The 1,248-nt window shown below is 65.9% G+C and carries 1 protein-coding gene; it reads left to right on the top strand.

The window, feature by feature from the left end; translation table 11 throughout:
• The coding region (locus KUM32_RS36375) for a UPF0182 family protein (protein ID WP_217146167.1) at positions 1-1,248 on the top strand (1,248 nt) is incomplete at both ends.

Genomic DNA, 1,248 nt, shown 5'->3' with positions numbered 1-1,248 from the left:
GCGGTGATCTGCGCGCTGCTGTTCTTCGCGACGCTGTGGCGGCGCACCTGGCAGCTCCCGGTGATCGGCTTCGGCCTGATGGTGCTCTCGGCCATCCTGATCGGCGGGCTCTACCCGGCGATCGTGCAGAAGTTCCAGGTGCAGCCGAACGAGCAGGCCAAGGAAGCGCCGTACATCAAGAAGAACATCGAGGCCACGCGCAAGGCGTACGGCATCGACAAGACGGACGTCACGGACTACCAGGGCGAGAGCAGCAAGGACCCGAAGACGCTGCGCGCCAAGGTGGACTCCACGGCCAGCCTGCGCCTGCTCGACCCGAACGTGGTCTCGCCCACCGTCCAGCAGCTCCAGCAGGTCCGTGGCTACTACCAGTTCCCGCAGACCCTGGACGTGGACCGGTACAAGACCAAGGACGGCCAGGACCAGGACACCGTCATCGGTCTGCGCGAGATCAACACCAAGGGCATCCCCGAGCGCAACTGGATCAACGACCACTTCAAGTACACCCACGGCTACGGCGCCGTGACGGCCAAGGGCACCGACACCACCAAGACCGGCGCCCCGGCGTTCATGGAGCGCAACCTCCCGTCGGAGGGCCAGTTCGGCGACTACGAACAGCGCATCTACTACGGCGAGAAGACGACGCAGTACTCGATCGTGGGCGGCCCGCAGGAGGAACTGGACTACTCCGGCGACAAGGGCGAGGAGAAGACGACCACGTACAAGGGCGACAGCGGGGTCAAGCTCTCCAACCCGCTCAGCCGGGCGGCGTACGCGGTCTCCTTCAACGAGCCGCAGATCCTCTACTCGGGGGCCATCGGCGAGGGCTCGCGCATCCTGTACAACCGCACGCCGAAGGAGCGGGTCGAGGCTGTCGCCCCGTGGCTGACGATCGACGGCGACGCCTACCCGGCGATCATCAAGGGCCGCATCCAGTGGATCGTGGACGCGTACACGACGACCAACGGCTATCCGTACGCGTCGCGCACCACCCTCGGTGACACGACGGAGGACTCGCTGACCGACGGCCAGCGCGAGGTCGTCGCGCAGGAGAACAAGGTCAACTACATCCGCAACTCGGTCAAGGCCACGGTCGACGCGTACGACGGGTCCGTGAAGCTGTACGAGTGGGACACCGAGGACCCGGTCCTCAAGACGTGGCGCAAGGCGTTCCCGGGCACGGTCAAGGACCGCGACCAGATCAGCAAGGACCTGATGGACCACCTGCGGTACCCGCAGGACCTGTTC

The organism is Streptomyces sp. AC627_RSS907, from assembly GCF_019049165.1.
The sequence above is the reverse complement of the archived record's forward strand: the minus strand, read 5'-3'. Positions and strand labels throughout refer to the sequence as shown.